Annotated in this window: 23 protein-coding genes; all 23 read right to left on the reverse strand. The window is 34.9% G+C overall.

What is annotated here, in order from left to right; all coding sequences use genetic code 11:
* Nucleotides 1-73: 73 nt before the first annotated feature.
* Nucleotides 74-613, reverse strand: coding sequence for an outer spore coat protein CotE (locus tag CDZ92_RS07195; RefSeq protein ID WP_096154565.1), 540 nt, complete (start codon nucleotides 611-613; stop codon nucleotides 74-76).
* A 345-nt stretch (nucleotides 614-958) separates the two neighbouring features.
* The gene (locus CDZ92_RS07200) at nucleotides 959-1396 is read right to left on the reverse strand and encodes a RicAFT regulatory complex protein RicA family protein (protein ID WP_096154566.1); all 438 of its coding nucleotides are present in this window, start codon (nucleotides 1394-1396) and stop codon (nucleotides 959-961) included.
* Between the two features lies 1 nt (nucleotide 1397).
* Nucleotides 1398-2936: a tRNA (N6-isopentenyl adenosine(37)-C2)-methylthiotransferase MiaB gene (miaB, locus tag CDZ92_RS07205; RefSeq protein ID WP_096154567.1), complete on the reverse strand. Its 1539-nt coding sequence runs from the start codon at nucleotides 2934-2936 to the stop codon at nucleotides 1398-1400.
* Nucleotides 2937-3371: 435 nt separating this feature from the next.
* A complete protein-coding gene (locus CDZ92_RS07210; protein WP_096154568.1) occupies nucleotides 3372-4238 on the reverse strand; it encodes a 2-oxoacid:ferredoxin oxidoreductase subunit beta in 867 nt (288 codons plus the stop codon).
* 1 nt (nucleotide 4239) lies between these two features.
* Complete coding sequence (locus CDZ92_RS07215) at nucleotides 4240-5976, reverse strand: 2-oxoacid:acceptor oxidoreductase subunit alpha (RefSeq protein WP_096154569.1); 1737 nt, start codon at nucleotides 5974-5976, stop codon at nucleotides 4240-4242.
* A 261-nt stretch (nucleotides 5977-6237) separates the two neighbouring features.
* The gene (locus tag CDZ92_RS07220) at nucleotides 6238-7161 is read right to left on the reverse strand and encodes a dipeptidase (RefSeq protein WP_096154570.1); all 924 of its coding nucleotides are present in this window, start codon (nucleotides 7159-7161) and stop codon (nucleotides 6238-6240) included.
* Nucleotides 7162-7288: 127 nt separating this feature from the next.
* Nucleotides 7289-7549, reverse strand: coding sequence for a stage V sporulation protein SpoVS (spoVS, locus tag CDZ92_RS07225; protein WP_029281188.1), 261 nt, complete (start codon nucleotides 7547-7549; stop codon nucleotides 7289-7291).
* A gap of 153 nt (nucleotides 7550-7702) precedes the next feature.
* Nucleotides 7703-8497 (reverse strand): TIGR00282 family metallophosphoesterase, encoded by a 795-nt coding sequence (locus tag CDZ92_RS07230; protein WP_096154571.1) that lies wholly within the window; start codon nucleotides 8495-8497, stop codon nucleotides 7703-7705.
* A 436-nt stretch (nucleotides 8498-8933) separates the two neighbouring features.
* Nucleotides 8934-10496, reverse strand: a complete 1563-nt coding sequence (gene rny / locus CDZ92_RS07235) for a ribonuclease Y (RefSeq protein ID WP_096154572.1) — start codon at nucleotides 10494-10496, stop codon at nucleotides 8934-8936.
* Nucleotides 10497-10903: 407 nt separating this feature from the next.
* A complete protein-coding gene (gene recA, locus CDZ92_RS07240; RefSeq protein ID WP_096154573.1) occupies nucleotides 10904-11941 on the reverse strand; it encodes a recombinase RecA in 1038 nt (345 codons plus the stop codon).
* A 232-nt stretch (nucleotides 11942-12173) separates the two neighbouring features.
* A complete protein-coding gene (locus CDZ92_RS07245) occupies nucleotides 12174-13412 on the reverse strand; it encodes a competence/damage-inducible protein A (protein ID WP_096156947.1) in 1239 nt (412 codons plus the stop codon).
* A gap of 59 nt (nucleotides 13413-13471) precedes the next feature.
* On the reverse strand, nucleotides 13472-14050 hold the full coding sequence (gene pgsA, locus CDZ92_RS07250; protein ID WP_096154574.1) for a CDP-diacylglycerol--glycerol-3-phosphate 3-phosphatidyltransferase: 579 nt from the start codon (nucleotides 14048-14050) through the stop codon (nucleotides 13472-13474).
* A gap of 337 nt (nucleotides 14051-14387) precedes the next feature.
* Nucleotides 14388-15254 (reverse strand): helix-turn-helix domain-containing protein, encoded by an 867-nt coding sequence (locus CDZ92_RS07255; RefSeq protein ID WP_157842728.1) that lies wholly within the window; start codon nucleotides 15252-15254, stop codon nucleotides 14388-14390.
* 74 nt (nucleotides 15255-15328) lie between these two features.
* Nucleotides 15329-16120, reverse strand: coding sequence for a DUF3388 domain-containing protein (locus CDZ92_RS07260; protein WP_096154576.1), 792 nt, complete (start codon nucleotides 16118-16120; stop codon nucleotides 15329-15331).
* Between the two features lie 137 nt (nucleotides 16121-16257).
* Nucleotides 16258-16515 carry a DUF3243 domain-containing protein gene (locus CDZ92_RS07265; protein WP_096154577.1) on the reverse strand — a complete coding sequence of 86 codons (258 nt, stop codon included), beginning with the start codon at nucleotides 16513-16515 and terminating at the stop codon, nucleotides 16258-16260.
* 63 nt (nucleotides 16516-16578) lie between these two features.
* Nucleotides 16579-17295, reverse strand: coding sequence for an elongation factor P 5-aminopentanone reductase (ymfI, locus tag CDZ92_RS07270; protein WP_096154578.1), 717 nt, complete (start codon nucleotides 17293-17295; stop codon nucleotides 16579-16581).
* A gap of 61 nt (nucleotides 17296-17356) precedes the next feature.
* Nucleotides 17357-18640, reverse strand: a complete 1284-nt coding sequence (gene yfmH, locus CDZ92_RS07275; RefSeq protein WP_096154579.1) for an EF-P 5-aminopentanol modification-associated protein YfmH — start codon at nucleotides 18638-18640, stop codon at nucleotides 17357-17359.
* 2 nt (nucleotides 18641-18642) lie between these two features.
* Entirely contained in the window at nucleotides 18643-19920 is a 1278-nt protein-coding gene (gene yfmF / locus CDZ92_RS07280) for an EF-P 5-aminopentanol modification-associated protein YfmF (RefSeq protein ID WP_096154580.1), read from the reverse strand.
* A gap of 201 nt (nucleotides 19921-20121) precedes the next feature.
* Nucleotides 20122-20847, reverse strand: coding sequence for a GntR family transcriptional regulator (locus tag CDZ92_RS07285; protein ID WP_096154581.1), 726 nt, complete (start codon nucleotides 20845-20847; stop codon nucleotides 20122-20124).
* A 193-nt stretch (nucleotides 20848-21040) separates the two neighbouring features.
* Nucleotides 21041-23380, reverse strand: a complete 2340-nt coding sequence (locus tag CDZ92_RS07290) for a DNA translocase FtsK (RefSeq protein ID WP_096154582.1) — start codon at nucleotides 23378-23380, stop codon at nucleotides 21041-21043.
* A 155-nt stretch (nucleotides 23381-23535) separates the two neighbouring features.
* Entirely contained in the window at nucleotides 23536-23751 is a 216-nt protein-coding gene (locus tag CDZ92_RS07295; protein WP_096154583.1) for a YlzJ-like family protein, read from the reverse strand.
* Entirely contained in the window at nucleotides 23748-24497 is a 750-nt protein-coding gene (locus CDZ92_RS07300; protein ID WP_096154584.1) for a ClpP family protease, read from the reverse strand. The genes CDZ92_RS07295 and CDZ92_RS07300 overlap by 4 nt, the downstream gene beginning before the upstream one ends.
* Before the next feature lie 187 nt (nucleotides 24498-24684).
* A complete protein-coding gene (locus CDZ92_RS07305) occupies nucleotides 24685-26358 on the reverse strand; it encodes a ribonuclease J (RefSeq protein ID WP_406564891.1) in 1674 nt (557 codons plus the stop codon).
* Nucleotides 26359-26776: the final 418 nt, after the last annotated feature.

A 26776-nucleotide genomic window follows, 5' to 3' on the forward strand; every position in this document is an offset into this window, starting at 1 on the left:
AAATTTATTATAACATATATCGAAATTATCTAGACAAAGAAAAAACTAGGAAGACATCTCCCTAGTTCAACCTTTATTCTTCATAGCCATCCACAATGAAGTCTGGGTTTAAATCTTCAAACTCTTCATCATCCACATCCCAATCCGTCTCATCAGTAAGAGCATCAGGGTGAACTTCTACACATACTTTTGTTTCACCGATTACTTCACATAAAAATTCTCTTTCTACTTGAACAGCGATTTTATGAGAATCTGGATCAATTGTTGCTTCTAAACAGTTAGGTTGTTGAAGTACGCGAGCAATTACTTCATGTTCATCACCGAAACTGTTTTCATCTCTATACTTCAGCTTTACAACATCAGTATAAGAAACTGTTTCTGTCACTACTTGCGTTTTCGTATTCTCATTGTAAGAAAACCAAATGTTCGTATCATATTTCCCCACTACTTCTACTGTATCGCCTACTTTTTTAGCATCATATTTGTGGTTAATTACCCAACAACCTAAAATGCTCGTAGGACGATGTGTAGGACTGATCGTATGAGTTGATTGTGTGAACTTACGGCCCTTCCCTGTTACACCTCTTGTAATTATTTCTCTGTATTCAGACATTCGAGCATACACCCTCCTCATTACAATGTTCATTTCATCCTATGCGGGTCAAATGACTATTGTGCTTTAAATTTAAAATCATAAACAAATGAAATAATTTCTTTACACAATTACGTATAGTTCATTCTATGCATGGATTTCTAAATATGTGCCTAATTTTTTCAAGTAAGTTAAGTTACATGTTTCCGTTTCGTTCATTCATAACAGTTAAGTAAAATATAGGCTTATAAATCATATGAGGAGAATGGGCTGGATGTTCCTTTTCAAGAAGATTTTTAATAAATATTTATGTTTTACTTGATTTGAAGACTAAAAAAAGACGAGATAGCTCTCGTCTTTTTTACATTAGTGGCTACAGCTGCTGCCGTGGCTATTTTTTACATAAGAACCAGTTTCGCCGCGTAGGACGTCTCCACCAGTAGTTTCAATAATATCATCTGTCACCGTTTTTGTAATAGTAGAAGCTACTAATTGTAGTAAGTCATTTACATCTTGTTGTGAATCTTTAAACTGTTGTACAATCGGAATCTCATCAAGCTCTTGTAAAATGTTGTCTAGTTTTTCTTCCGTCTTTTTAAGTGCTTCAGGCTTATTATAGTTTTGGAAGTTAACAGCTTGTTTTTGAAGACTCTTAACACTCGCTACCATTTCTTTAACTTTTTGATTTTCGTTAATTTGAGCTTCAGCACGTTTAAAAAAGTCTACTTCTTCCGATTCAGAAATCATTTTAGCTAACTCACGTGCACGGTCAATGATATCTTTTTTTGTATATTTCGTTGTCATCTTAGTTCACCTCTACCTTTTCTTCTACCATTTCTCCATTAAGTGTCCATGTTTTTGCTTTTGTCACTTTTACTTTTACAATTTGACCAATAGCAGATTTTGGACCTTTGAAGTTAACAAGTTTGCTCTTTGCTGTATATCCAGCTAGTACATCAGGGTTATTTTTACTTTCTCCTTCGACTAGAACTTCGACTACTTGACCTTCATAAGCTTTTAATTTCTTTGCGGAAGTTTCATTAACAAGCTCATTTAATCTGTGTAAACGTTGTTTCTTTACTTCCATTGGTACATTGTCTTGCATTTTAGCAGCTGGTGTACCTTCTCTTGGTGAATAAATGAATGTAAAAGCAGAATCAAACTCAACTTCACGGTAAAGAGACATTGTCTCTTCAAACTGCTCGTCTGTTTCATTAGGGAAGCCAACTATAATATCAGTTGTCATCGAAGCGTTAGGCATTGCTTCCTTAATTTTACGAACTAACTCTAAATATTGCTCACGGCTATATTTACGTGCCATTAATTTTAATACTTCAGAACTACCAGATTGAACTGGTAAATGGATGTGGTCTAAAAGGTTACCACCCTTAGCCAATACATCAATTAATCTATCATCAAAATCACGTGGGTGACTTGTAGTGAAACGGATACGCGGGATATCGATTTTTCGAATCTCCTCCATTAAATCACCTAATCCGTACTTCATATCTTCGAAGTCTTTACCATATGCATTTACATTTTGGCCAAGTAGAGTGATTTCTTTATAACCTTGTGCAGCTAATTGACGTACCTCTTGAATAATATCTTCAGGACGTCGGCTACGCTCTTTACCACGAGTATAAGGAACAATGCAATACGTACAGAACTTATCGCAACCGTACATAATGTTTACCCAACCTTTAATAGTACCTTTACGTACTTTAGGTAGGTTTTCAATAACGTCTCCTTCTTTTGACCAAACTTCCACAACCATTTCTTTGGACATGTAAGCTTCTTTTAAAATGTGAGGTAGACGGTGAATGTTGTGCGTCCCGAATATCATATCAACTTGTTGGTATGTTTTTAAAATTTTATTTACAACAGACTCTTCCTGAGACATACATCCACAAACACCTATTAATAAGTCTGGTCTTTCTCTCTTTAGGTGTTTTAAATGACCTAACTCACCAAAAACTTTATTCTCAGCGTTTTCACGAATAGCACACGTGTTTAGAAGAATAACATCTGCATCTTGTACCGTATCTGTTGGCTCATAACCTAAGTTAAGGAAGATACCTGCCATAACTTCTGTATCATGCTCATTCATTTGACAGCCATATGTGCGGATATAGAACTTTTTACCTTGTCCTAAACCATGAAATTCTTCAGGAATCTCAAAATCTTTTTGATATTTCACTTCTTCTTTACCACGTTTCTTTGCTTCTTTTAAACTAGGTGGTACATATACAGATTCAAAGTATCTACTAAAGTCCTTCTCGGATTTTTTGTCCGATGGAGTTTCAGTTACTACTTGTTGAGATGCTAATCGTTGCTTTTCGTTCAATATAAAAACTCCTTTCAATTACACTTGTAAATAAACAAAGATATTCATAAATTTCCAATGAATAATATACTACACATTAACATAGTATATAATTTTATTGAATCTTAAACAATACATAAGCTAAAGTTGTAGAAATATGGACAAATTCATTTATAACCGCTGGTGATTGGCTCATACAAAAGGTTAATTATAAATAGCTATGTTAAAGACCGCTGTTGATTTACGTGCAAGGCTTCGCTTTCCACGGGCGGGGTGGGAGCCTCCACCTTGCAAGGAATTCAATAGCTTGAACTTACAAAATATAAAAATTAAGTTTTAACACAGGCTTTATAAAAAGGGGTAACATCCTATACGTTCGTTTCCAATTCAGAAAATTACTTTCTATGGACTAAAACAAAGGCTTCTTCCGATAGTGGAAGAAGCCTTTATTATTTATTACATGAACTCTTTAACTAATTGATCGAAGTCTTCTTGAGTTAAGTTTAAATCAGCTTTTGCTAATGGAGATTCGCTATAGCTAGGAACAAGTTCTTGGTAAGATTTTTGTTCTTTGTTTTGGTAGATTAAACCAGTAACTAGACCGTTATGCTCCATTAATGTTTGCATTGCTTTCACTTTACTGTGAGCGTCGTAACCTTCAATGTCACTTAGCTTCGTTAAGTTCTCTTTAAACCAGTCATACGTATTTACTTTGTTGTAAGTAACACATGGACTAAATACGTTGATTAGAGAGAAACCTTTATGGTTAATACCTTGCTCGATTAATGAAGTTAAGTCTTTTAAATCTGTTGAGAAACTTTGCGCAACGAATGTTGCACCAGCAGTAAGCGCCATTTCCATAACGTTTAATGATGACTCAATAGAACCTAGCGGAGTAGACTTTGTTTTAAAACCAAGTTCACTACGTGGAGAAGTTTGACCTTTTGTTAATCCGTAAATTTGGTTATCCATAACAATATATGTTACGTCGATATTACGACGGATAGCGTGGATTGTATGTCCTAAACCAATCGCAAAACCATCTCCATCTCCACCAGAAGCAATAACAGTTAAATCTTTGTTAGCCATTTTCACTCCTTGGGCAATTGGAAGGGAACGACCATGAATACCATGGAAACCGTATGAGTTAATATAACCAGAAATACGTCCAGAACAACCGATTCCTGAGATTACTGCTAAATTTTCTGGCTCTAAACCAACATTAGCGGCAGCACGTTGAATTGCAGCTTGTACTGAGAAATCTCCACAACCTGGGCACCAGTTAGGTTTTACATTATTTCTAAAATCTTTAAATGTTGCCATCTTATAACAGCTCCTTGCACTTTGCGTGAATTTCTTTCGGTAAGAATGGATCTCCATCATACTTCAAGATGCTACTAATTTTTTCAGCATGTCCAACATTCATTTTCAAGATGCTAGTAAGCTGTCCTGTAGCATTATATTCCACAACAAATACTTTTTTAGCCGCTTTTACATGTGGAAGGATTTCTTCCGTTGGGAATGGATGAACTAGACGTACTTGAGCGTGGTTTGCTTTCACACCATCAAGTTCTAGTCTTTCCATCGCTTCTTCAATTGTACCTCTTGTAGAGTTGAATCCAACGATTAATACATCTGGATCTTCATGCTTTGCATTAACATACACAGGCGTATCAAATTTAATGTTATTTAGTTTGCGTAAACGCTTATCCATTTGAGCTTGACGGTTAGCAGTAGCTTCAGATGGTTTACCTGTTTCTTCATGTTCAACTCCTGTTACATGGTGGATACCATTTTTCATACCAGGTACAACACGAGGAGAAACTCCATCTTCTGTTACTTCATAACGTTTGAAGTAGCCTTTGTTTTCGATTTCAGGTAACTCTTGATTTGGATTGTATTTACCACGACGAACTTCAATTTTAGAGTAATCTAAAGGATCAACTGTTTGTTTACCTAAAGATAATTGTAAGTCAGTTAAAAGAATAACTGGACATTGATATTCCTCAGCAATGTTAAAAGCTTCAATAGTGTCATAGAAAGCTTCTTGTACTGTACTTGGTGCAATTACTACTTTAGGAATCTCACCATGTGTACCGTAAATCATAGCCATTAAGTCAGATTGCTCAATTTTCGTTGGTAAACCAGTACTTGGTCCTCCACGTTGAGTGTCTACAACAACTAGAGGAGTTTCCGTCATACCAGATAAACCGATTGCTTCCATCATTAAAGATAAACCAGGTCCAGCAGAAGCTGTTAACGTACGAACACCAGCATAGTTCGCACCAATTGCCATTGTACATGCAGCAATTTCATCTTCTGTTTGAATTACTGTCCCACCGAATTTTGGAAGTTTCTTAATTAAGTACTCCATAATTTCAGATGCTGGAGTAATTGGGTATGCAGGCATAAAACGAGAACCCGCAGCAACAGCACCGAAAGCGATTGCATCGTTACCAATCATGAATAAACGATTTTGACCATCCGCTTTTGCTAATTGCATGGTTTGTACATTTTCGTCGCTGTCTTTTACAAAATCAAAACCAGCTTTAATTGCTTCCATGTTCTTTTCTACGATTTGTGCACCTTTTCTACCGAAGATTTCTTGTACAACTACACGAAACGCTTCGATATCTAGATCTAAAATCGCACTTGATGCACCTACTGCAACCATGTTTTTCATTAGTGAAGTTCCTAGTTCAGTAGCAATTTCTGTAAATGGAACCGCATACAAAGTAGCTTTTCCATCTTCAGGTACAGATGGGTTAAATTTAGCGTCAGCAATGACAACCCCACCTTGACGAAGTTCATGATAGTTTACATCGATTGTTTCTTGGTCAAAAGCTACTAATATATCAAGATCATCAGAAATAGAACGAACTTGTGTAGTGCTAACACGAATCTTATTGTTAGTATGACCACCTTTAATACGTGAAGAGAAGTGGCGGTAACCATATAAGTAATATCCTAAACGGTTTAATGCGATGGAGAAAATTTCACCTGTACTTTCGATACCTTCTCCTTGTTGCCCTCCAACTTTCCATGAAAGTTGATTGATCATGTGTCTTACACCCCTTTAAAAAATGCGCTCAATGTCACAATTTGTAGTCGAATAATATTGTAGCACTTTTCCAATCAAATAACTATAAATTACGCTCGGATAATTCAAAAAATTAAGTTTGCATTGATTTTGGATATGTACTAAACGCTTTCATTTTAGACCTATTTATTTAAAAATACAACCCTTTGATTAAATTTCTTTAGAAAAATTCTAAAAATTTTTTCAGTAAAACATGTAAGCGATATTATTTTACAGAAAATCCTATTGTTTATGGTATTTCCGAACAAAATTATTAAATAAAAAATTATTTACTTGTGTTTCAGAATAATATTTTTGCAGCATATTAATCAAATCACTATATTTACTGTAATTTTCTAATCCCACTACAGTTTCATCGATTCCATCAAAATCCGAACCAAAACCAACATGTTTTTCTCCACCTAATGAACATATATGTTCTAAATGTTTAAGAGCATCTGTTATAGTTGCTTTTCCATGTTGCACTAAAAACTGTGGAACAAATGTAATTCCGATTACACCATCTTTTTTAATTATTGCATTTATTTGTTCATCCGATAAATTTCGAGGGTGATCGCATAATAATTTGACGTTAGAGTGTGAAGCTATTACCATCTCACCAATGTCCATTACCTCCCAAAATCCTGTTTCGGATAAGTGTGATACATCCGTCCATACATTTGCTAAGTTGTTTTGGATAACAACTTCTTTTCCAAACGAAGTTAAACCTGCATTACGTTTCTCTAACACACCATCTCCAACTAGATTGGCATGATTCCATGTTAAGCCAATTGATGTAACACCAAGTCTATAAAAGGTTCTTAATTTCTCTAAACTTATACCAATCGCTTCACAGCCTTCTAGTGATAACATGGCACCAATCTCATCATCTTTTAAATTTTGAATATCTTCTTGAGACGTTACCAATCTCATTTTTGGAAAGTTCTTCAATATTTTTTGATAAAATATATCAATCATTTCAATTGTTACTTCAAACGCTCGATTAAGTTCATTTTCTGGTACATAAAGCGCAAAAGATTGAACTTTGGCTTTTGAATGTTTTAACTGGTCATATGTAATATGAAGTTTAGGACTATCTTTAAAATTTATTTTTCTATCTAGGTACATTTTATAAAGCACATCACTGTGCGCATCAAATATTTTCATAGTGTGTCATCCCCTTTGTATATATTATTACGTTTTATTATACAAATTAAGAATACCGACTGAATACAAAAAACCTGTAGTGCATTAAAAAATGCATACAGGTTTTATTATAGTTATGCATGAAATGTCATCTAGGTTCGATAATCAGTTTAATCGCAGTTCTTTCCTCGCCATCAATTAGTATGTCTGTAAAGGCTGGAATACAAATTAAATCTACACCACTTGGCGCTACAAAACCTCTAGCAATCGCTACAGCTTTTACAGCCTGATTTAGAGCCCCTGCACCAATTGCTTGAATTTCTGCTGCACCTCTTTCTCTTAACACTCCTGCTAGCGCTCCTGCTACAGAGTTTGGGTTGGACTTGGCTGAAACCTTTAATATTTCCATTTCTAGTTCCTCCTTAACGTTTACAGTGTATGGTGAATGACAGATGGTAGTCTGTATACTATTATCACTGCTACTATATTCAGGAGAACTTAAACATATTCCAGCTTGTATCATTTTATTTATCTAAATATTTAAAAAAAACGCAGTTATCAATCAATCAAAAAATGGATGGTCATCATTAATTAAAATTGGTTTAATCGTTTTTGCTATTCCAGTGTTCGTATCTATATCAATGATTACCCCATTTAATTGTGCTCTACCTGTTGTCACTTCAAACCTAACAGGTAATGATGTTATAAATCTTTTTAATACGGCTTCTCTTTCAACACCAAGTATTCCGTCATATGGGCCTGTCATACCGGCATCTGTCATATAAGCTGTACCTTCGGGTAATATTCGGTAATCGTTTGTTTGCACGTGGGTATGTGTACCAACAACTGCAGAAACTTTACCGTCTAAATACCAACCCATCGCTTGTTTTTCACTTGTTGCTTCAGCATGAAAATCAACAAAAATTATCTTTGTTCTTTTTCTCGCTTCTTCTATTAATTCCGATGCTTTTTCAAACGGACAGTCAATTGGTTGTAAAAACGTTCTTCCTTGTAAGTTGATTACAGCAATTTCTTTACCACTTACAGAAAAATAAACAATCCCTTTACCAGGTGTATCTTTATGAAAATTCGCTGGTCGAATCATTTGTTTTGCTTTGTCTATAAATTCGAAAATTTCCCTATTGTCCCACGTGTGATTTCCTAATGTTACTACCTGTGCTCCAGCGGCTAGGAATCCTTGATATATCTTCTCTGTAATTCCTTTACCACCTGCAGCGTTTTCTCCATTAACAATTGTTAATGCTGGGTTGTATTTACTTTTTAGTTTTGGTAAGTATTCTTTTACCATATCTCTACCAGGAGAGCCTACAACGTCTCCTATAAATAATATTTTCATATGTATTAATCCTTTCTTACTCTTTCTTTCTCACTAGTTTGTCATAATAACAGCTTTTTTTCAAATAAGTCTTCTATTTCTCAAAAAGGCTTTGTTAACGTTTGATGTTGATTTCCGTGCAAGGCTTCGCTTTCCGCGGTCGTGTCTAGTTTCAGCGGCTAGCTTCTCGAGACATAAGCCATGATTGCCTTGAGGACAAAAAGCATCCTCAATTTTTCCCTGTCTTATGCTTGTCGGAGCTGAACAAGCCGCTTCAAACTTTTCGTGGCGCCGGGAGCCTCCCTTGCGCAAGCGCCTGTGGGGTCTCCCGTTCCCCGCTTCTCCCGCAGGAGTCTCAGCGTTGCACGGAAATCAACAGGTATTAGTATTTAATTATCAACACTAAGCTAATAATATAGCTCTCAAAAAAAAAATAAAGTGGTGAGAGATCACCACTTTATTTTGCGTATTCAACTGCTCTTGTTTCCCTGATTACTGTTACTTTAATATGTCCAGGGTAATCAAGCTCTTCTTCAATTCGTTTACGAATATCTCTTGCTAGACGATGCGCTTCCAAATCATCGATAGAATCAGGCTTAACGATGATTCTCACTTCTCTACCAGCTTGAATAGCAAAAGATTTTTCAACGCCATCATAAGACTCTGAAATTTCTTCTAGCTTTTCAAGACGACGAATGTAGTTTTCTAATGTTTCACTACGTGCGCCCGGTCTTGCAGCAGATAATGCATCAGCTGCAGCAACTAGAACTGCTATAATCGAAGTTGCTTCTTTATCTCCGTGATGAGAAGCAATACTGTTAATGACAACTGGATGCTCTTTATATTTCGTAGCAAGTTCCACACCTATTTCAACGTGGCTACCTTCTACTTCATGGTCAACAGCTTTTCCAATATCATGTAACAAGCCCGCTCTGCGTGCTAATGTTTCATCTTCACCAAGTTCAGATGCCATTAAACCAGCAAGGAACGCTACTTCCATAGAATGTTTTAAAACATTTTGGCCATAGCTTGTACGGAATTTCAAACGTCCTAAGATTTTAATCAAGTCAGGATGTAAACCATGAACTCCTACTTCAAAAGTTGTTTGTTCTCCAACTTCACGAATGTATTCATCCACTTCTCTTCTTGATTTTTCAACCATTTCTTCAATACGCGCTGGGTGAATCCTTCCATCTTGAACAAGTTTATCTAACGCTAGACGAGCTGTTTCTCGACGAATAGGATCAAAGCCAGAAAGAATTACAGCCTCAGGTGTATCATCAATAATTAAATCAATACCTGTTAATGTTTCTAACGTACGAATGTTTCTTCCTTCACGACCGATAATTCGACCTTTCATTTCATCATTCGGTAAGTTTACTACCGACACGGTTGTCTCAGCAACGTGGTCAGCAGCACAACGTTGAATCGCTAATGATAAAATATCTTTCGCCTTTTTATCCGCTTCCTCTTTAGCTCTTAGTTCACTTTCTTTAAGCATTAGAGCAATGTCGTGGGATAGTTCGTTTTCAACACGGTCTAAGATAATGGATTTCGCTTCATCACGAGTTAAAGCTGAAATACGTTCTAACTCTTCTTGCTGTTTTCGCACCATCTCATCCGCTTTGCTCTCTAATTCTTCTATATGCTGTTGTCTCTCGTTTAGAGAATCCTCACGCTTTTCTAAAGAGATTTCACGTTTATCTAACGTGTCATCTTTTCGATCAAGGTTCTCTTCTTTCTGCATTAAACGATTTTCTTGTTTTTGTAGTTCGCTTCTACGGTCACGAATGTCTCTTTCAGCATCCGTGCGAAGTTTGTGAATTTCATCCTTAGCTTCTAGAAGGGCTTCTTTCTTTAAAGACTCAGCTTCTCTCTTAGCTTCTTCCACTATTTGTTCTGCTGCGTTTTTAGCCCCAAGGATTCTTTGTTCAGCAATGGTTTTACGAACATAAAAGCCAACAACTGCACCGACGACTAGACCAAGCAAAGCGGAGATGATAATTTGTAGAATATCCATTATTCCACCTCCTCTTGCTATGAATTTTTTATTGCTAGATTTCATTTGTCGGCATGTACATTGTTATGATAGTTTGTCAACATACTGCTCAAAGGCTTTTAGCTTTTTTATAGCTCTAAAATTCTAACAAAGTATAAAATATACATATTTAATTGTAAATGTGGAAAAATTTATTGTCAAGCTAGTCAGTACGTAGATTTCTTGTTTTTTGTCAATATGAGCTAGAAAATGACGAAATTTACAAAATATTTTTTACTAATTTTTATAAAACAGTAAAATCACATCAATTTTCCTCTTTTACTTATGTTTTATATAGGAATTTTTTTTCGTAAATAGCTTAAATAAAAAACTGAAAAAAGGATGCTTAAGATAATTGCATCCTTATTCTCAGCTTTAATAGCTTTTATTTATAGTAAATTAGAGTCATCTTGATCGGATTCTGGTGGTGCAACTACTTCTTCATCTAATCCATAATGATTTCTGATTTTCACATAGATTTCTTGTAAAAGTGCAGGGTTTTCTTTTAAGAATTGTTTCGCATTTTCACGACCTTGACCAAGGCGTTCTTCATTGTATGAGTACCATGAACCACTCTTTTGAACGATATCTAGATCAGAGCCCATATCAATTATTTCGCCTTCTCTAGAAATTCCTAGTCCGTACATTATATCTACTTCTGCCGTTTTAAATGGTGGGGCAATTTTATTTTTTACTACTTTAATTTTTGTCTTGTTACCCACCACGTCGTTGCCTTGCTTTAATTGTTCTGCACGACGAACTTCTAGACGGACAGAGCTATAAAACTTTAATGCACGTCCACCAGGAGTAGTTTCAGGGTTACCAAACATTACTCCAACTTTTTCACGAATTTGGTTAATGAATAGAGCGATTGTTTTAGATTTACTTAATGCTCCAGATAATTTACGCATCGCTTGCGACATTAATCTCGCTTGAAGACCTACGTGAGAGTCTCCCATCTCACCTTCAATCTCTGCTTTTGGAACAAGTGCAGCTACTGAGTCTACAACGATAATGTCTACTGCACCACTTCTTACTAGTGCTTCTGCGATTTCTAATGCTTGCTCTCCAGTATCTGGTTGAGAAAGTAATAGTTCATCAATGTTTACACCTAATCTTTGAGCATATACTGGATCTAATGCATGCTCAGCATCGATAAATGCAGCTTGTCCACCTTGATTTTGCACTTCTGCAATTGCATGTAAAGCAACTGTTGTTTTACCAGAAGATTCCGGTCCATAAATTTCTACCACCCTTCCGCGTGGATAACCTCCGGCTCCTAACGCAACGTCTAATGCTAATGAACCACTTGGTATCGTTGAAACTCTACGGTCCGTTTGTTCTCCTAGTTTCATAATGGAGCCTTTACCAAATTGCTTTTCTATTTGTTTTAATGCCATATCTAATGCAGCCTTACGATCGCTCATCAGTGTTCCCCCTTAAATATCTATCAATCTAACAACTACTATTACTATACAATTTTTCTTGTCATTTAGCAACTAAAAAACGAACATCTATTCGGTTTATTTTTTAAAATGCTACTGGTAAATTCATAATTCTCTTAGTGAAATTAGTAATTTCCTGCAAAAAATCAACGTAAAATAATAATTTTCAAAAAAACAAACTTGCAGCATTAATATACTCCAAGTTTGTTTTTGTCTACATATTAAGTTCTTTTAATAGATAATAACATCCATACTTTACAGTTCTTTGTCTAATAGTATCTCTAGTACCTGCTAGTTTCACGTGATGTACAACCGTTTTGCCACTCGGCAATGCAATACCGATGTAAACTGTACCGATAGGTTTTCCGTCCATCGTACCAGGTCCAGCAACACCTGTAAAGCTAATACCAATACTAGTGTTTAACAGCTCTTTCACACCTTCTGCCATCTCTTTTGCACACTCTTCACTTACAGCACCACAATTTTGTAATGTTTCCGAAGAAACATGTAAAACATTTTGTTTCACTTCATTTGTGTAACTAACGATACAACCTTCGAGTACAGAAGATGCTCCAGTAAAACTAGTCATTTTTTCGCTAAATAACCCTCCTGTTAAGCTTTCCGCACTGCTGATTGTGTATTGTGATTTTTCAATTCTGTTAAATAACACAGAAAAAATTGTATCTTCATCATAACCGTAGAAAAAATCTCCTACAATTGATTGGATTTTCTTTTCTGTATCATCCAATAGTTTTGAAGCTTCTGTTTCCGAATGGTGTTTTGCTGTAAGGCGAAGAGTTACTTCGTGATCACCAGCAAGCGGAGCTATCGTTGGGTTTGTTTGAGAATCAATAATCTCTTCTATCTCTGTTTCTAGTTGCGATTCCCCGATACCAAAGAAGCGAAGTACTCTAGAAAAAATTCGCTCCTTTACTCCTTGTACAGATGTAATATATTCACGACCATAGTTAAGAAACATAGGAATTAATTCTTTTGGAGGACCAGGTAATAACATATACGTATAACCATTTTCCGAAAGAGCCATTCCAGGTGCCATTCCTGTATCATTTTTCAAGACCGTACAACCTTCTAATACAAGGGCTTGTTTCTTGTTGTTCTCCGTCATTAATCGATTTGTTTTAACAAAATAATCTTCAATTGAAAGAAGTGCTTCTTCATCCATCACCAATTTTTTATTGAAAGAATTTGCAATTGTTTCTTTAGTTAAGTCATCCTTTGTAGGGCCAAGTCCACCTGAAAAAATAATAAAATTAGAGCGGGTTTTGGCATGGTCGATTGCTTTCGTCAATCTTTCCGAGTTATCTCCCACTACTGTATGGAAATAAACATCTACACCAAGTTCTGCAAGCTGTTCAGACAGAAACTGTGCATTCGTATTACATATTTGCCCTAACAAAAGTTCTGAACCAACAGCAATTATTTCTGCCTTCAATTTCATGTAAAAAAGCTCCTTTTACATTGCATTTCATTTCTAGTAAATTCGTAAAAAGCTTACTTAGAATTTATAAAAGCTTGACGGTTTTTGTAAAAGTAATCCCAGCCGGAAATTACAGTAAATATCATTGCTACCCATAACGCAATTATATCAAATGGTATTCCGATTAAACCAAAAGGAACATTATGTAATAGTAGTGCAGAAACAGCAATAATTTGAGCCCATGTTTTAATTTTCCCTAACATGTTTGCTGCCACTACTTCCCCTTCACCAGCTAATACTAGGCGAAGCCCTGTAACCGCAAACTCACGGCTAATAATAATGATTACAATCCATGCAGGTGCCAAACCAAGCTCAACAAGAGCAATTAAAGCAGCTGAAACTAATAACTTATCAGCAAGTGGGTCTAAAAATTTCCCTAAATTAGTTACTAGGTTTAATTTCCTAGCATAATAGCCATCCACCCAATCTGTTACGGAAGCAATAATAAATACTAATGCTCCAATAAGATGTGCGTACGGTAAAGAAAGGTCATTAATAATAAGCGAACCCCAATTTAAGTCTGTAAGCATTAAAAATAAGAACAGTGGGATTAACAATATTCTTGATACGGTAATTTTATTAGGTAAATTCACTTTTTTTCCTCCTATAACTGGTTGCGCCATTAAACTATACAAAATTTAACTAACTTTGTCCATTTTCAGCCGAGTCAATTACATGAATCAATTTCAAAATTACTGTTCGTTTAGTGAAAAACGAATGTTAAGTTTATTATAATTAAATAACTTTCGATATAAAACGTTAATTATATGAAAGAATAGGTTTAATATTAATTTTTCGTTTAGTAATTGTACATTATGAAACTCACTCACATAATAAAATAATCTTTTTTTAATGAAACGACCGTAATTATGAAGTTAATTCAACCTTAAATTAATAAGAGAAAAAGCCATCAAAATACTTTTGATGACTTTATTCTTCAGAAGCTGGAGTGAATATAATCGTGATACCTTGTCTAACAGAAGCTTGCGGATCAAGTGGGTATTCAAACGTTTCACCGTTAATCACTAGGATAGTATCAATTGTATTACCGATGTTAAAGATCACTTCTCTTTCGTTGGAGAAATCAAAGGTTTCGGTTTCACCATTCGGTAGCGTATCGAAGAAAAACTTCTGACCGGCATTGTTCTCTACTCCAATCCAAGGTCCACCAGTAGAAGACATTTCTACCGTAAATACATCCGTTCCAGTAAGTTCAAACGTTGCATTAGTACCTGATTGACTTATTAGTTGTAACGTCCCTGTAGAAGGCTCTGGCTCTTCCTCTATCGGTTCTTCTTCCACCGGCTCTTCTGGTTCATTTGTTTCTTCATCTACGATTGCTGGTGCCTCATAATCTAAAGGCGCTTCATTATTATTTTGTTGAGTATTCGGGTTTTCCCCTGTTTTACTCAAAAATAGTAGCCAAATTAGTACAAAAAGTGCAATGATGACAAGCACACCTAAAACTTTCGGAAGTAGCTGAATAATTTTAGAATCTTCGCTCGGGACTTGCCTTCTAGTTTTTACTCTAGATAGTTGATCAGGTAATTCACTTTTTGAGTTTGTTGGAATATCTGATTTGTGTTCTTCAAATAAAATGTCTGGATCTAGTCCAACTGCTTCTGCATATTGTTTTATAAAAGCACGTGCGTAAAAAGCACCAGGCATTTTGGAATAATCGCCTTCTTCAATCCCGATTAAATATCGCTTTTGTATTTTAGTAATACTTTGTAAATCTTCTAAAGACAAGCTTTTCGCTTCTCTAGCCACTTTCAGTTTATTTCCTAATTCAGTCAAAATAAAACACCTTCCATTTAATTAGGCTCTCTATCATATTTTAAATTTAAGTTCGTTTAGTAAAACGGACTCAGTTAAAAGTCAAATCCCCCGAATGGGTTCTCATCAAACATTTTGTTTTCTTGTGGAGGTTCAAATGTAATTTCTTCGTCCGGATTGTTTCTGATTTCTATTATGTAGTCGAAGTCTTCTAAGTTGTATTCTGTGTTTTGAACAAAAATATCTGGGTGTTCCACTACTTTCACAGCAGGTAGTCTCATAATTTCTCTCACTAACTGCCAATGTTTTTCGTTCGCTCGTTTTGTGGAAACAATTCCATCAATAATAAATAGATTATTTACATCATATTCATCTTGAATGAGTTGACTTCTAATGGTTTGCTTTAATAATGTACTCGAGACAAATAACCAGCGTTTATTTGCGCAAACACTAGAAGCGACAATGGATTCCGTCTTCCCTACTCGTGGCATGCCTCTGACTCCAATTAATTTATGACCATCTTGTTTAAATAATTCTGCCAAAAAGTCAACTAGTAAACCTAATTCATCTCTTACAAATCGGAATGTTTTTTTATCGTCAGCATCTCTTTGAATATAACGCCCGTGCCGAACCGCTAAACGATCTCTTAACTTCGGTTCCCTTAATTTCTTTACTGTTATATTATCCATTGTATTTAAAATAGATTCAAGCCTTGCTATCTGCTCATTTGTTTCGCTTAATAGTAACATTCCACGTCTCATGTCATCAACACCATTTATAGTTACAATGTTGATAGATAACATACCGAGTAGAGAAGCTATATCACCAAGTAGTCCAGGTCTGTTTATATGGATTTCATATTCTAAGTACCATTCTTTTTTCTCCATACTTCCTCTCCAATCTATATTTTCCGACATCTTTAATTTTATAATAGCTAAATTGATAGGAATAAGAAAGTGATATTATAAATTAATTAAAAAAATTAAACATAAAGAACAAAAAAAAGAGAGGTTATTATCCTCTCTTAGTACGTACCGTCGTTCCTAACTAATTTTACCATCATATTTGCAATCGCATGTTGTTCTTCTGGAGAAGCTACTTTCCAAAGATCCGCTAATACTTTTTCTTGCTCATTTTTTGCTTCTACTTCTTTTGCTAAGTAGTCACCGATTTCGTAAGCAAGTTGACTAATTGTATTTTGGTCCACACCTTCATGTTGAGCATGATCAAGGCGATCACCTAAAAAGTTTTTCCACTGTTCCCAGTTTTCTAATACAGACATCTTTGTTCCTCCTTCCAAAATAACTTCAAGAATAGTATGTATTCACATGGAAGGATTTATGCATTAAAACCATCCGCCATTTACATTCATTATTTCTCCAGTAATGTAACTAGCTCTATCTGACAATAAGAAGCTCACAGCATCAGCAATTTCCTTCGATTGGGCTAATCTTCCTAACGGAATGTCTTCAGCTAACTGTAATAGTTCTTCTTGGGTAAAATGTTCAACCATTTTTGTATGAACTGCTCCAGGAGCAACGGCATTAACACGTATACCACTTAATGCCACTTCTTTTGCTAATGCTTTAACAAATGCAATTTGTCCACCTTTTGTCATAGAATATAGCACTTCACATGAAGCACCAACTTGCCCCCATACAGAAGAGACTACAACTATATTCCCTGATTTTTTTTGTATCATAGAGGGTAGTAACGTTTGTATGGTTTCGTATAATGATGTTATGTTAAGCTGAATCATTTTGTCCCTATCGGCCTTACTAATATCAGTAATGAGTCCATAAAAAGTTGTTCCTGCGTTGTAAACAATCGTATCAATAGGTGTGTTAATCTGTGCTTTTAACTTTTCGACACCGTCATAGGATGAGAGGTCAGCTTGTACTGGACGCACTTTTTCTTGTCCATATTGGTTTACCATTTGATTAACTGTTTTTTCGTCATTGTTGTAATGCAAGTAGGTGAAATATCCATCATGGATGAGTTGTTCGGAAATTGCTTTTCCAATCCCACCACTAGCACCTATTATTAACGCTCTATTTTTCACTTTTTTCCACTTCCCTTTACCTAAAAGAAGCACTCGAAAGAATACGAGTGCTTTCCATCTGTTATTTTGGCACAACTTGACAAACCGTTAAAGCTTCTTCTTTAAAGAACTCGCTCGCAGCTACCTCAATATCACTTAAAGAAATTTGTTCTAATTGCGGAATTACTTCAAATAGTTCCATTTCATTAAATGCGTAGCGAGTGAATTGATTTGCAATAAACTCTGGAGAATTTAATGCCCTTAAAAATGAACCAATCTTTTTCTTTTTCGTTCTTTCAAGGTCTTCTTCTGTCAAAGTTTTAGAATCAAAATTCAGTAAAATGTTTTCCAGCTTTTCTTGTAGCCGATCAGGGTTTGATGTATCTCCACCAAGCATTGCAAACCCAAAACCATTCTCACCTGTATAATCATAAGAGAACGTTTCATCAATTAAACCTTCATCATATAATTCCTCATGATGAATGGAGCTTTTTCCGAACAAAAAGTCTAGGATGACATTAATCGTTAGTTCGTGTTTTAATAACTCAACGCCTTGTTTATCGACATTCGTTTCTTTTACACCTACTAAACATTTAGAAGTATGAACATTCATTTTAAGCACTTTTTTCTTTTCGGCAACAGACTTTGGCTCATCACCGTATTCTCTCTTTATTTCTTGAGGAGTTTTGAACGTTTTCTTCGCTTGATTACCTTTCACAAACTTCATCATTTTTTCTGGATCCATTGGACCAACGATAAACAATAACATATTACTTGGATGATAGAACGTTTCATAACAAGTGTAAAGTAGTTCAGCTGTTACTTTTGCTATAGATTCTTTCGTACCTGCAATATCAATTTTCACTGGGTGTTCGTGGAACATATTTTCAATTAGACCAAAATATGCTCTCCAATCAGGATTATCATCATACATCGTAATTTCTTGGCCAATAATTCCTTTTTCTTTTTCTACCGTTTTTTCTGTGAAATATGGCTCTTGAACAAAGTTTAATAATGTTTCTAAATTTCCATCCACATTAGAAGTACTAGAAAACAAATAAGCAGTTCTAGTAAACGAAGTAAAAGCATTTGCGGATGCACCTTGTTTACTAAAGTCTTGGAATACATCACCGTGTTCTTTTTCAAATAACTTATGTTCTAAAAAGTGTGCAATCCCATCAGGTACAGTCAAAAACTCATCTTTACCGAGTGGTACAAATTTATTATCAATGGAGCCGTACTTCGTTGTAAATGTTGCATACGTCTTATGGAATCCCTCTTTTGGTAATAAGTAGACGTGAAGGCCATTATCTAATTTCTCGAAATATAGCGACTCTGCTAGTTGGCTAAACTGAAGTTTTTCCATTTTTACGCCTCCTTCCCAGTTAAGAAGTAGATGGTATCTAATTGAAACTTTTTACACGCTTCCACTATTTCTTCTTTAGTTACTTTTTCAATACCATGTATTACTTCTTCTAATTCTTTATGTTCTGTTTTGCTATCATTATTAAATAAGACTTCAACAAGCCCTCTAGGTGTATCAATTGTTTCAAGTAACTGGTTTTTAATTACAGCTTTTGTTTGGGATATTTCCTCCTCTGTAAAAACACCATTTTGCATAGCACTCATTTGCTCTTTAATAATAGTGACAGCTTTTTCATAGTTACTCGAATCTACTCCAGACATGACGAGCAACAATCCTTTATGACTTTCAACTCTCGAAGCAGCGTAATATGCTAAGCTTTCCTTTTCCCTGACATTAATAAATAATTTGGAATGTGAAAAGCCACCAAAAATACCGTTACCTACTTGCAGTGCGTAATACAAAGGGTCATTGAATGTAATATTCGTACGAAAACCTATATTTAACTTTCCTTGTTTAACATCTTGCTTTTCAATAACTTCATTTTCTTCTTTTAGTTCTTTATTGGTTTTGTTTGCATTTCGCATAGAAGCATCGCTTTTTTCCATCGTAAAAACGGAAGAAACCGCGTCTACTACTTCATCTTCTTTTATATCTCCAACAATGTATAAGTGTATTTTATTGGCAGGGAGGCTTTCTTTATAAAATTTATATAAAGCTTCGGCAGTAATCTCATCTACTTTTTCCTTCATTCCATTAGCAGGGAGTCTGTAAGGCTCCTCTTTACACATTTCTTCAATTAATCTATGACTTGAATAGCGCATTTTATCGTCAAAAACAGATTGAATTCTTTGTTTTAAAGCTCGTTTTTCTTTTTCTACTGTATTCTTTTGAAAAGCATTACCTTCTAAAGCTGGTTTTAATAACATTTCGCCTAACAATCCAATTGCATCTCTTAACAATGGTGTGCTATCACTTAAATACTTTTCATTAGCAACATCCATTCGGAATGTAATAATATGGTCTTCCCCTTTTTTGCTTAAATCAACATTTAAAGTTGCCCCGTAAAGATTATCTAGATGAGAACGTAGTTTTGTTGATGTTGGATAGCTCTCTGTGCCGTTCTGAAGTACGTGTGCTAAAAGAGACCTTAGTGTTACATCATCTTCGTCTAAAGGTGCTTTCAACTTTAGAACTATCGTGTTTGTTTTAAACTTATTTGTCTGTACAATATGTAACTTTAATCCAGAAAGCGAATGTATTTGTTCTGTGATTAGTTTCAAAGACCGTTTCCTCCTTTTATGTGTTACTATGCTTATTATTTCAAAGAGTAGTTGACTTTAGTCTTATTACCAATATAACGAAAAAGATGAAAGTTTTTCAAGTTTGACGATTTGGTTTACATAACATGATTATGGTAAATAAAATAGGGTAACAATGACTGTTACCCTATTGTTACTTATATTATTAGTAAAGTGACGCAATTATAATCGTTTTCTTAATACATGAAAGCTAAATTTATCAGCTCTGAAGTAATTAATTGAATATAAAATTGGTTCATCAAATTGGTCATAATGCATTTGTTTCAAAACAAGTAAAGCTGATTCTGGCTCACACTCTAAAATAGGAGAAATTTTCTCGTGATAACCTATTGGTTCAATATGAGTTACAGCATATGATACATATCTACCAGCTTCATTTTCTAATAAATTTAGTAAGGACTCATTTTTATTCAATTGATATTCTTTTACGATTGTCGTCGGAATTTTGTCAATACAGAACACTACTGGTTGACCGTTTGCTGTTCGAACACGTTCAAATTGATGAACTTCATCAAATGATAAACCATGGAACTTCCGTTGATCTTCTTCGGTAGCACTTTTAACGGAAGAAGTTAAATGAACGGTTCCAGGAATCATTCCAGCTTGATTAATCATTTCCGTCACACTATTTAATTGTTCTATACCAGAAGAAAAGACTGGTTTAGGATTAACAAACGTTCCCACACCATGCCTACGTACAACAATTCCATCTTCCTCTAACACTCTGAGTGCTTCTCGTAACGTCGCTCTACTTACACCGAGCTGACGTGATAATTCAAATTCTGAAGGCAATTTTTCTTTCTCTTTAAATACTTCGTTTTCAATGTCTTTTTTTAATCTATCTACCACTAACAAATACAAATGTCTACTATCTGCTCTAATAGTCATCCCTTTTCCCCCATAAAACGTTTACAAAACTATGTAGTTTTCCTATATGTTGAAAATAATATAACACTTTTCCAGTTGAAAAGGAATAGAAAATCTTTATATTTAAACCGAAACAAGAATATTTAGCTAATTTTAATAACTAAATATTCGGAATTAACAAAAAAAGACGTGAAAACACGTCTTTTTCCATCAATCAAGAACCAACATCTTCATTTTTCATATTTATTAATACCGCTCTTGGTTTACTTCCTTCATATGGACCTACAACACCGCGAGCTTCCATCGCATCAATTAATCGAGCAGCCCTTGTATAGCCAATTCTGAATCTACGTTGCAACATTGAAACAGATGCTGTTTGCATTTCCATAATTAATTGTACTGCTTCATCGTAAAGATCATCTTCCACTTCTTCCATTTCTTCTGATACATCTTGTGGAATCATTTCCTCTTGGTATTGTGCTTTTTGTTGATCAATAACAAATTCGACGATTCGTTCGACTTCTTCATCCGATAAAAATGCACCTTGCACTCGAACTGGCTTTGAAGCTCCTACTGGTAAAAACAACATATCTCCACGTCCAAGTAACTTTTCTGCTCCACCCATATCTAAAATAGTTCGTGAATCTGTTTGGGAAGAAACACTAAAAGCAATACGTGAAGGAATATTAGCTTTAATGACACCGGTAATAACATCAACAGATGGTCTTTGTGTTGCAATAATTAAGTGAATACCTGCTGCACGTGCCATTTGCGCAAGTCTAGTGATACAATCCTCTACTTCGCTTGATGCAACCATCATAAGGTCTGCAAGCTCATCTACGATTACGACAATATATGGTAAAGAAGGTTGAATAGAATCCGCATCTGTATTATGTCGTTTTATATAATCATTGTACCCCTCAATATTTCTAGTCCCAGTATGAGAAAACAACTCATACCTTCTTTCCATTTCACTTACCACTTTCTTAAGAGCCTGAGCAGCTTTTTTAGGGTTTGTAACTACTGGTGCAAGCAAATGTGGAACACCATTATAAACATTTAACTCTACCATTTTAGGGTCAATCATCATCATTTTAACTTCATGAGGTTTCGCTCGCATTAAAATACTCGTAATAATACCGTTAATACAAACACTTTTTCCACTTCCTGTCGCACCAGCAACAAGTAAATGAGGCATTTTATTTAACTCAGCTAAAACTGCTTCTCCTGAAATATCTCGTCCCAATCCAATAAGTAATTTTGCCTCTGGCTTGTCTGCAATTTTTGTATCCAATACTTCTCTTAACGAAACCATGGCAACTTCATTATTTGGAACTTCAATTCCGATTGCAGATTTTCCTGGTATAGGTGCTTCTATACGTATATCTTTGGCAGCTAAAGCTAAAGCTAAGTCATCACTTAAATTCACTATTTTACTAACCTTTACACCAACGTCTGGATACACTTCATATTTTGTAACTGCCGGCCCTAGATGAACCTTTGTTACTTTTGCTTTCACTCCAAAACTTGCAAATGTTTTTTCTAACTTACGAGCATTTTCGTAAATGTTTTCATGCTCTGTTGATTGCGTATTCGGTTTTGGATCATTTAATAAATCAAAAGATGGAAGTGCATAGTCTTTATTTTCAACTTCTGTAAAAGCCATAGGAGTCTGAATAATATCTTCTTGTGGTGCATTGATTTTTTCTTCAGCTGCAACCACATTCACTTCCGTTTGTTCCTTACTTTCTGCTCTATCTGTAAAAGAAGAAATAATAGGTGGTGGTGTCTCATCCAATTCAACAATTTGAACCGGATTCTCTATCACTTCTGATTGATTTTTTTCTTTCTCTTTTTGTTTCTCTTTTTCTTTTCTTGTTTCGGAATCTTTTTGTTTCTTTTTCTTTTTACTTTCATCTTTCCACGTTTTCATATCTTCCATAAAAGCAATCCATTGAACTTTGACAAAGCTAAACAGAGCACTTAATACTTTAATTACTGTATCATTCAACGATCTACCAGTAACTAAAATAACACCAATAACAATAAAGATAGTTGCAATCCAACGAGTTCCTTTTGCATCAAATAATAAGTGGAAAATAGAAAATAGAATAGCGCCTATCATTCCCCCGCCTAAATCTGATGTACTTGTTTCACCTCTTACATCGAACCAAAATAATTCCCAAGTATTAATAATAACGGAAGGATTAACAAAGTCATCCCCTCTAGAAAGTAAATTAAATAAGGAAACGTGTGTTAATAGTAATATAGATAACACAATAATATATGTACCAACTAATTGACGAGTAAAAAAAGGAGGTAGGTCCCTCTTCCAAATGATATATCCTGATAAAATGACCATCCCAAGTAATAAAAGCATGTACCATTCGCCACTAAAAAAACGGAAAAAGAGTACAATTGTATTCCCAACCATCCCAAGTTTTGCAATTGCAATAATCGAGAACGCTAATATTAATAAACCGATTACTTCAAACGAAACGGTTCGTTTCCATTCACTTTGGTTTTTCTTTTGTCTTCTTTTTCTTTTTGACATATTCCTCACCTAAACTAACATGAAATTTGCAATACTTACCTCTCCTATTAAGGAATAAAGAAGGGTGACTCATGCGGTCACCCATGTATTACTTTTATTCATTATAGCACATGTTAACTTATGGAGATAAGGTACACTATAATTATTCTTCCTATCTATTCCTGATAGTTAATCGTTTGTCCAGGAGAGTATTCTTCTTGTAAATAGTGATAAGGATTTGTACTCATATTTCTAACTATTTGATAACTGTTTCTTTCTGATTGTTGAACAAGCATCGAACATCCATTATAGTCAATTACCATATGCTTACCGAACGCTGATTCATCTGTTGGAAAAACAATTTCTTGAGGCATTGTTGTATAAAGTATCATTGTATCATCTGCTCCTCTTGTACTTGTCTTTCGTCTATCATCTCATTTAATTTCCTAATAGCGTCTCCCACTCCACCAACATGATCAATTAATCCATATTCTACTGCATCAGCTCCGACTACATTCGTACCTATATCGCGAGTTAAGTTTCCTTTTGATAACATTAGTTCTTTAAATTTTTCTTCTGTTATATTAGAGTTTTTCGTGACGAAATTTATTACCCTTTCTTGCATTTTATCTAAATATTCAAATGTTTGAGGTACGCCAATTACAAGTCCTGTTAATCTAACAGGGTGTATGGTCATGGTTGCTGATTCAGCAATAATGGAATAATCGCAAGAAACCGCTATCGGGACGCCGATGGAGTGACCCCCACCTAATACTAATGAAACGGTAGGTTTTGATAAGGACGCTAACATCTCAGATATTGCTAATCCAGCCTCTACATCTCCTCCCACAGTATTTAAAATAACAAGAAGCCCTTCAATTTTAGGGTTTTGTTCAATCGCAACAATTTGTGGAATGACATGTTCATATTTTGTTGTTTTATTTTGTGGAGGTAATTGAACATGTCCTTCGATTTGGCCTACAATCGTTAAACAGTGTATTTTTGAGTCTTGAGGTAATGATGCAACATTTGTTTGTCCAAGTTGTTGAATTTTATTTACAATTGAGTCTTTACCTGCGTCTTGTTTATTTGGTTCTGCTTGTGGTTGATTGGAAGAGTATGTATGTTCGTTACTCATAATTATATGAACCCCTTTCGCCTTTTACTTTTACATGCTCTTTTTATTATCCACCACTTAAATAAAATCATTCTATAACTGAGTAAGTTTCATCATGTATGACTAATATGAGATTAATTCAACTTAAGAAAATAGAAAAAAGAGGTTATCTTAAATACTAATGTCTTTAAGATAACCTCTTAACATATTAGACTTCCATGATGATAGGTAAAATCATCGGACGGCGTTTTGTTTTTTCGTAAAAGTACTGGTTTAATGATTCTCTAATACTTAATTTCATTGAAGACCATTCAATTACTTTTTCTGTTACACTTTTTCCTACTATATCTGTAACAATTTCATTCGCTTTTTCGATTAATTGTTCCGATTCTCTTACATAAACAAAGCCTCTTGAAATAATTTCCGGTCCTGCGACGATTGCTTTTTGAGCTTTGCTAATTGTCACAACAACGATTAAGATGCCGTCTTGAGATAATAATCTTCTATCTCTTAACACAATGTTTCCTACATCGCCAACACCAAGACCATCAATTAAAACATTTCCTGCATAAATTTTCGGTCCAAACTTAGCCAAACCATTAGAAAATTCAATTACATCACCTTTATCAACAAGGAAGATGTCATCATCCTGTATGCCAGTAGTTTCGGCAAGCTTTGATAGGGCGATTTGCATTTTAAATTCACCTTGAATAGGTAAAAGGTACTTTGGCTTTATTAAATTTAGCATTAATTTTAATTCTTCTTGGTATGCATGTCCAGATACGTGTATTTTTTTATGCTTACCAATAATTGTTGCACCAACACGCCCTAGTTGATCTACCACTTTAGATACTGTCAGTTCCGTACCAGGAATTGGAGAAGCCGCAAGCATTACTGTATCATTTTCTTTAATTTCAACATATTTATGTGTGCCTCTTGCCATCTTTTGTAACGACATTAACATTTGAGTATGTGTTCCAACTGTTAAAACAACAATTTCATCGTCATTCATTTTATTAATTTGTTGAATTGGTACTATTACCTCTTCTGGAATATCTAAATAACCTAAGTCAATAGCGATGTCTAACATTTTGCTTGAAGGATGATTTAAAATAACTAACTTGCGATTTGTTAGTACAGTAGATTCAACGACTTGTTGAATACGTTGAATATTTGTTGCTAAGCAAGCTACAAATACGCGAGATTTTGTATTATATAATACATCCGCTATCTCTTGTTTCACAATTGATTCAGAAATATTATTCCCTGGCTTTTCTGCATTCGTGCTATCGCATAATAAACATAGAACTCCCTTATTTCCGATGTTTGCAATAGTACCTAAATCAGATGCGTGTCTAACTTGTGATTGATCAAATTTAAAATCACCAGTATGTACAATTGCGCCTTGACTAGTATGGAAACATATTCCCACTGAATCTGGGATACTATGATTCGTTCTAAAAAATGAAACTTCTATATTTTTGAAAGATAAGTGGCTATCTTGATTTACTTCCATAAATTTAATGCTACCTAAGCTTGTACCACTCTGTTTTACAACTTCTTTAGCAAGGGCTATTGTTAATTTCGTCCCATAAACCGGTGCTTGTATTTTTCTTAAAACATATCCTAACCCACCAATATGGTCCTCGTGACCATGTGTTAAGAAGATTGCCTTCACTTTTTCTTTATGGTCTTCTAAATAAGATATATCAGGAATAACCATATCAATACCTAACATACTATCTTCTGGAATCATTACTCCTGAGTCTACAACATATATGTTGTCTCCTACTTCTAGTACATACATATTTTTCCCTACTTCGCCAACTCCGCCTAGGGAAAAAACTTTTATTTTCTCTTGTGTACTCATCATCATATTCATTTCCTCCTGAATCTACAAAAAATCCCAACACAAATAAATTACCGTAGTGAAAGAAACACCGATAACCATATTAATAGAAGTTAAATATTTTTTTATTAATCCGCTCCAGTCACTTGTTCATATTATATCTTATGCAAGAATTGGAATACAAGAAATTTAATGTTAAACAGAAAATTAACCTATTAAAACTTATTAAGATTATGTATGAAGAAAGGTGTTGTACGAATGTACAACACCTTTAAACAATATTTTAATTTAATGGTTGTGTTAAAGTTTGCTGTTGATTTCCGTGCAAGGCTTCGCTTTCCGCGGGCGGGTCTAGGTCTAGCGGCTGTGGGGTCTCCCGTTCCCCGCTTATCCCGCAGGAGTCTCAGCCTTTCACGGAAATCAACAGGTATTAGTATTTAATTATTAACAC

This window comes from Bacillus sp. FJAT-45066, assembly GCF_002335755.1.
In the GTDB taxonomy this organism is placed as follows: domain Bacteria; phylum Bacillota; class Bacilli; order Bacillales; family Bacillaceae_I; genus Bacillus_CD; species Bacillus_CD alkalisoli.

Excerpts from the sequence above, each read along its gene's own strand:
- recA (WP_096154573.1), bottom strand. The coding sequence starts at position 11,941 with ATGAGCGATCGTAAGGCTGCATTAGATATGGCATTAAAACAAATAGAA.
- yfmH (WP_096154579.1), bottom strand. The coding sequence starts at position 18,640 with ATGGAAAAACTTCAGTTTAGCCAACTAGCAGAGTCGCTATATTTCGAG.
- CDZ92_RS07230 (WP_096154571.1), bottom strand. The coding sequence starts at position 8,497 with ATGAAAATATTATTTATAGGAGACGTTGTAGGCTCTCCTGGTAGAGAT.
- spoVS (WP_029281188.1), bottom strand. The coding sequence starts at position 7,549 with ATGGAAATATTAAAGGTTTCAGCCAAGTCCAACCCAAACTCTGTAGCA.
- CDZ92_RS07285 (WP_096154581.1), bottom strand. The coding sequence starts at position 20,847 with ATGACTATTAGAGCAGATAGTAGACATTTGTATTTGTTAGTGGTAGAT.
- CDZ92_RS07195 (WP_096154565.1), bottom strand. The coding sequence starts at position 613 with ATGTCTGAATACAGAGAAATAATTACAAGAGGTGTAACAGGGAAGGGC.
- CDZ92_RS07260 (WP_096154576.1), bottom strand. The coding sequence starts at position 16,120 with ATGGAGAAAAAAGAATGGTACTTAGAATATGAAATCCATATAAACAGA.
- CDZ92_RS07300 (WP_096154584.1), bottom strand. The coding sequence starts at position 24,497 with ATGAGTAACGAACATACATACTCTTCCAATCAACCACAAGCAGAACCA.
- CDZ92_RS07290 (WP_096154582.1), bottom strand. The coding sequence starts at position 23,380 with ATGTCAAAAAGAAAAAGAAGACAAAAGAAAAACCAAAGTGAATGGAAA.
- CDZ92_RS07295 (WP_096154583.1), bottom strand. The coding sequence starts at position 23,751 with ATGATACTTTATACAACAATGCCTCAAGAAATTGTTTTTCCAACAGAT.
- CDZ92_RS07200 (WP_096154566.1), bottom strand. The coding sequence starts at position 1,396 with ATGACAACGAAATATACAAAAAAAGATATCATTGACCGTGCACGTGAG.
- CDZ92_RS07305 (WP_406564891.1), bottom strand. The coding sequence starts at position 26,358 with ATGAATATGATGATGAGTACACAAGAGAAAATAAAAGTTTTTTCCCTA.
- CDZ92_RS07265 (WP_096154577.1), bottom strand. The coding sequence starts at position 16,515 with ATGTCTGTATTAGAAAACTGGGAACAGTGGAAAAACTTTTTAGGTGAT.
- CDZ92_RS07210 (WP_096154568.1), bottom strand. The coding sequence starts at position 4,238 with ATGGCAACATTTAAAGATTTTAGAAATAATGTAAAACCTAACTGGTGC.
- rny (WP_096154572.1), bottom strand. The coding sequence starts at position 10,496 with ATGGATATTCTACAAATTATCATCTCCGCTTTGCTTGGTCTAGTCGTC.
- CDZ92_RS07220 (WP_096154570.1), bottom strand. The coding sequence starts at position 7,161 with ATGAAAATATTTGATGCGCACAGTGATGTGCTTTATAAAATGTACCTA.
- CDZ92_RS07215 (WP_096154569.1), bottom strand. The coding sequence starts at position 5,976 with ATGATCAATCAACTTTCATGGAAAGTTGGAGGGCAACAAGGAGAAGGT.